Here is a 5,337-nt window from a genome sequence, read left to right on the forward strand (position 1 = left end):
TTTGAAATCTCCAACCACTCACCCATCAGATAAAGTCATTGCTCCTGAATTGGCTGAATTGGCTGGTGTGAATTTGGAAGAATACGGTCTTGCCATGCTCAAGGCGGGTACAAACTTGGCAAGCAAATCTGCTGAAGAATTGATTGATATCGATGCCAAGACATTTGAACTCAACGGAAACAATGTCCGTGTGGCTCAAGTCAATACAGTTGATATTGCTGAAGTCTTGGAACGCCAAGCTGAAATCGAAGCAGCCATCCAAGCCGCAAATGCAGCTAACGGCTACTCTGACTTTGTCTTGATGATTACAGACATCGTCAACTCAAACTCAGAAATTTTGGCTCTTGGTGCTAATATGGACAAGGTAGAAGCAGCTTTCAACTTCAAACTTGAAAATAACCACGCTTTCCTTCCAGGTGCTGTTTCACGTAAGAAACAAGTGGTACCTCAATTGACTGAAAGCTTTAATGGGTAATTCTTAAGGAATATTTGGAACTGTTGATTTGACTATTCATAGAAGGTGATAGTATGATGCGATTGATTGAAGGACTTCGCTTTTTGGTTGAGGTTGTGGCAATCCTTGGTCTTTTCTCCGTGTCTGTGATACAAATTTCTTGGCTAGAAAAATTCCTATTTTTTCTTCTAGCAGTTCTATTAATCCTATTTTGGGCGCGATATATGGCACCAAAATCTCCACATGCTTTTAAAAAATGGCAACGCCTCGTTGCTGAGATATCTATTTTTATTTTAGTTAGTGGTAGTTTTTGGTATTTGTATGGATTGCAAATAGGAATCCTCTACTTAGCTCTGTCTTTTGGAAGTTTAGGGCTACTTTATTATTTTCGGCTAGAGTGATTCATAGAATATAGTTAATGAATTATTTAAATGGTAATTTTTTAACTAGAGATTGACACGAGAAAACTATGTTTTCCATATAGCTAAAGGAGTTTCGGCTCCTTTTTTGCTAGGAGAGAAGTATGTTAGAAAATGGCGATTTGATTTTTGTGAAAGATGATTCGGATAAAGGGCAGGCCATCCAGGCTTCTACTGGTCACTATAGCCACGTGGCTATCTTTTTGGACGGACAGGTCTATCATGCTACGGTGGAAGGTGGCGTCCTTACCCAGGATCCTGAGGACTTCTTTGAAGCTGGAAAAGTCTATGACCTTTATCGCTATCCGAAAATCGATCTCAAAGAGGTCAAAAAGTTGTCGGAAAACCTTTTAGGTTCTCCCTACAACGCTTCCTTTTATCCAGATGGAGATGGTTTCTATTGTTCTCAGTTTGTAGCAGCAATTCTCCCTATTTTTGAAACCATTCCCATGAAGTTTGGAGATGAGGAAGAGGAGATTAGTACGTTCTGGCTGGATTACTACAAGGAGCTTGGCCTAGCCGTTCCTCTAGATCAGCCCGGGACCAACCCGAGTCAACTAGCCCAATCACCCCATCTACAGTTTAAAGAAAGGTATTTGGATGATTACAATCATTAACCCCACACGTTTGACACGTCAGCCTTTTTTTAAGGACTTGATCAACTATTTAGATCAGCAGGATGATGTGATTTTGCGGCAAATCAAGGCCCAATTTCCAGATCAACCAGTGGATAAACTGATGGAGGAGTATATCAAAGCGGGCTTGATCCTTCGAGAAAATAAACGCTACACCCTCAACCTGCCTTTCTTGGAGTCAGCTGATCTTGTTGATTTGGATCAAGAAGTCTTTGTCCGAGAGGATAGTGAATTTTATCAGGAACTAAAAGCCAAGGTCTTCCAAACGGAACTCCGCAACACGACCAATGCAGCGATTCTCGTAGAGGAGACTGACTTCGAGCGAAATGCACAGACTCTTTCCAATTACTTCTACAAGGTGGCTCAGCAATATCCATTGACAGAGGAGCAAGAGAAGCTCTATGCCATTTTGGGAGACGTCAATCCAGAGTATGCTCTCAAGTATATGACTAGCTTTTTGCTCAAGTTCCTCAAGAAAGAAGAAGTCCAGCAAAAGCGCAGAGACATCTTTGTAGACAGTTTAGAAATCTTAGGCTATATCCGAAAAAATGATGAAGGCAAATATGAATTAGTAGTGGACTTGGACAAGGAAAGACTGATGTTTAGTAAACAATAGAAAAGGCTAGGAAAATTTCCTAGCCCTATTTCGTTTGATTATAGATAACGTTCAGCAATGGCGGCATCCCCTGGATATTCTTCTTTTACCCCATTGACGATTTGGTAGCAGTCAGCTCCTTTTCCAGCGATAATGACAGCATCTTCAGGCTTGCTGGTAGTTGCCATAGCCCGTTGAATAGCTTGTTCGCGATCTGCGATTTTCTCTACAGGGCGCGTGATGAAACTGCTAATCTCTTCAGCGATGGTCAAAGGATCTTCATAGTTAGGATCATCCGCTGTGAGGAAGACTTGAATTTCAGGATGGTCTTCTAAGAGCAAGCCAAAATCCTTGCGGCGGCTCTCTCCTTTATTCCCAGTTGATCCAAGGACCAGTGAAATGGTTCCCGTTTGATGGGTTTCGACAACTGAGAGCAGTTTTTTCAAGCTATCACCATTATGGGCGTAGTCGATGAAGACCTTAGCACCGTTTTGCTGATTCAAGACTTCCATTCGGCCAGGAACCCGCGTCTTAGCAATCCCTTTTCGGATATCTTCGAGATTCGCTCCTAGGCGAAGGCAGGCGAGACCTGCAGCCACAGCATTTTCTTGGTTGAAGCGACCAATCAGTTGCATATCATAGTCTCCAGCTAATTTACCAGTAGCTGAGAAGCTGAAAGCTTTGGAGTTTTCAATTTGATTCTCAGACTGGCTACCATAGAAGTCGTGCTCCTGGTCCTCGACTTGTTCTTTCAAGACAGAGAAATGATCCATATCGCTATTGATGACAACAGCTTGGCTATTCTTCATGAGTAGACGTTTGTGGTAGAAATAATCCTCAAAAGTTGGATGTTCAATCGGTCCAATATGGTCAGGACTAATATTTAGAAAAACGCCGACGTCAAAGGTAAGACCGTAAACCCGTTTCACCAGATAAGCTTGACTGGAAACTTCCATAATGAGGTGGGTCCGATCATTCGCTACTGCCTGAGCCATCATAGCAAAAAGATCCAAACTCTCTGGTGTGGTCAGGGCTGATTTAAAGAAGTTTTTACCATCCAGTGTCGTATTCATGGTAGACAGCATAGCTGGTCGGTGGCTTTGTTCCAAAATATGGTAAGCAAAGTAGGCCGCTGTTGTCTTTCCCTTGGTCCCTGTGAAGGCTAATAATTTTAATTGTTTCTCAGGGTGCCCATAAAACTCCATGGCAATTAAGCTCATGGCTTGCTTGATATCATTGACAAGAATGGCAGGGATACCAACTTCATAATCTTTTTCAGAGACATAAAAGCCGAGCCCATTAGAAATAGCCTGTTCCAGGTATTCTTTTTTGAAATTCGCCCCTTTGACAAAAAAGAGGGTGCTAGCAGAAACCTTACGGCTATCATAGCTAATGGCATCAAAACGTGTTCCTTCTAAATGGTAGTAGTATTCACCATTTACTAGAACTTCTCGGAAATTTTGGTCTTGTTTTAAAATGTTGAGGGTTTGTTCAATTGTAATCATAAAACTATTGTAAACCTAAAGTCCCTATTTTACAAGTGTCATGGAAAAGTTTATAATGAAGAGAAGAAGAAACGAAAGAGGACACCAATGAGTCACGAACAAAATGACCAGCAAGCCCAGATGCTTCGCGGGACTGCCTGGATGACAGCCAGCAACTTTATCAGCCGTTTGCTAGGAGCTGCTTATATTATTCCTTGGTATATTTGGATGGGCAAATATGGGCCACAAGCCAATGGTCTTTTTACAATGGGCTACAATATCTATGCTTGGTTTCTCTTGATTTCGACAGCCGGAGTACCCGTAGCTGTTGCCAAGCAAGTAGCCAAATACAATACCCGGGACCAAGCCGATCATAGTTTTGCTTTGATTCGGGGCTTCTTGAAATTCATGGGAATTCTAGGCCTTGGATTTGCCATTCTCATGTATCTGTTGTCTCCTGTCTTTGCTAGCCTTTCAGGTGGGGGAAAGAGTTGATTCCGATCATGCAGAGCCTTTCTTGGGCTGTCTTGATCTTTCCTTCGATGAGTGTCATTCGGGGATTTTTCCAAGGTTTTAACAACATGAAGCCTTACGCTATAAGCCAGATTGCAGAACAAGTCATTCGGGTCATCTGGATGTTGCTCACGACCTTCTTCATTATGAAGATTGGCTCTGGAGATTATGTGCAAGCTGTTACGCAGTCAACCTTTGCTGCCTTTATCGGAATGGTAGCAAGCTTGTTGGTTCTCTTTTACTACCTTGCAAAGACAGGCTTGCTCTCATCTATTTTTAAAAAACAAGAGGAAAGTGAAGAAATTGATACCCGGGCACTCTTGATCGATACTATACGGGAAGCCATTCCTTTTATCATCACTGGTTCCGCGATCCAGCTCTTCCAAATTGTCGACCAGATGACCTTTATTAATATTATGTCCTGGTTCACAGATTATAGTCAGAAACAGCTCTTGGTTATGTTTAGTTATTTCTCTGCTAATCCAAACAAAATTACTATGATCTTGATCGCAGTAGCGACTTCGATTGGGGGAGTCGGAATTCCTCTTTTGACAGAGAATTACGTGAAGGGTGACCTAAAAGCTGCTGGGAAGCTCGTACAGGATAACTTGACCATGTTATTGGCTTTCTTGCTTCCAGCGACCTTTGGTGCAGTTGCGGTCGCAAAACCACTTTATACGGTTTTCTATGGGCAACCAGATAGCTTAGCATTGGGACTCTTCATTGTAGCGATGTTGCAGACCATTATTTTAGGTCTTTATATGGTCTTGTCTCCAATGATTCAAGCCCTCTTTCAAAACCGCAAGGCTATTCGCTATTTCTTTTATGGTGTAGTGGTGAAATTGGTCCTACAAATTCCATTTATTTTGGTCTTTCGTTCTTATGGACCACTTTTGTCAACGACCATTGCGTTAATGGTGCCAATTGTTCTCATGTATCGAGAGATCCAAACCATCACTCAGTTTAATCGAACCATCGTCTTTAAGCGCACCTTGCTTGGTTCTATTCTGACCGTGGTGATGCTACTTGGAGTCTTGATTGCAGGCTTGATTTTGGGCTGGATTTTCCCACCAAATGGTCGTGTATCGAGCATGATTTATATCATCGTCATTGGCGGATTAGGAGTTGCTATTTATGGAGCCTTAGGATTATGGCTACGATATTTTGACCGCTTTATCGGAGGTCAAGCTGCACGTCTTAGACAAAAATTCCGAATGAAATAAACCTGAGAGGTTGG

Annotated in this window: 5 protein-coding genes and 1 pseudogene; 5 read left to right on the forward strand and 1 reads right to left on the reverse strand. The window is 42.2% G+C overall.

The features are described from left to right. From SPADD19_RS12280 to SPADD19_RS01360, 4 genes are all read left to right on the forward strand, one after another. A partial coding sequence (locus SPADD19_RS12280) for a DHHA2 domain-containing protein (RefSeq protein ID WP_338322286.1) occupies positions 1-475 on the forward strand: 475 nt, incomplete at its 5' end. Between the two features lie 53 nt (positions 476-528). Continuing rightward, positions 529-855: a DUF2568 domain-containing protein gene (locus SPADD19_RS01350; protein WP_061455005.1), complete on the forward strand. Its 327-nt coding sequence runs from the start codon at positions 529-531 to the stop codon at positions 853-855. Positions 856-977: 122 nt separating this feature from the next. Further along, positions 978-1,490 carry a YiiX/YebB-like N1pC/P60 family cysteine hydrolase gene (locus SPADD19_RS01355; RefSeq protein ID WP_061455006.1) on the forward strand — a complete coding sequence of 171 codons (513 nt, stop codon included), beginning with the start codon at positions 978-980 and terminating at the stop codon, positions 1,488-1,490. Continuing rightward, a complete protein-coding gene (locus tag SPADD19_RS01360) occupies positions 1,474-2,124 on the forward strand; it encodes a DUF1803 domain-containing protein (RefSeq protein ID WP_061455007.1) in 651 nt (216 codons plus the stop codon). The genes SPADD19_RS01355 and SPADD19_RS01360 overlap by 17 nt, the downstream gene beginning before the upstream one ends. Positions 2,125-2,162: 38 nt before the next feature. Here the strand turns inward: SPADD19_RS01360 and SPADD19_RS01365 are convergent, their stop codons facing one another. Next, positions 2,163-3,608, reverse strand: a complete 1,446-nt coding sequence (locus SPADD19_RS01365) for a UDP-N-acetylmuramoyl-L-alanyl-D-glutamate--L-lysine ligase (RefSeq protein ID WP_061455008.1) — start codon at positions 3,606-3,608, stop codon at positions 2,163-2,165. 87 nt (positions 3,609-3,695) lie between these two features. Between SPADD19_RS01365 and SPADD19_RS01370 the strand changes: the two are divergent. Next, positions 3,696-5,323, forward strand: a pseudogene (locus SPADD19_RS01370) (putative polysaccharide biosynthesis protein). Positions 5,324-5,337: the final 14 nt, after the last annotated feature.

Source organism: Streptococcus parasanguinis, from assembly GCF_001578955.1.
Taxonomy (GTDB): domain Bacteria; phylum Bacillota; class Bacilli; order Lactobacillales; family Streptococcaceae; genus Streptococcus; species Streptococcus parasanguinis_U.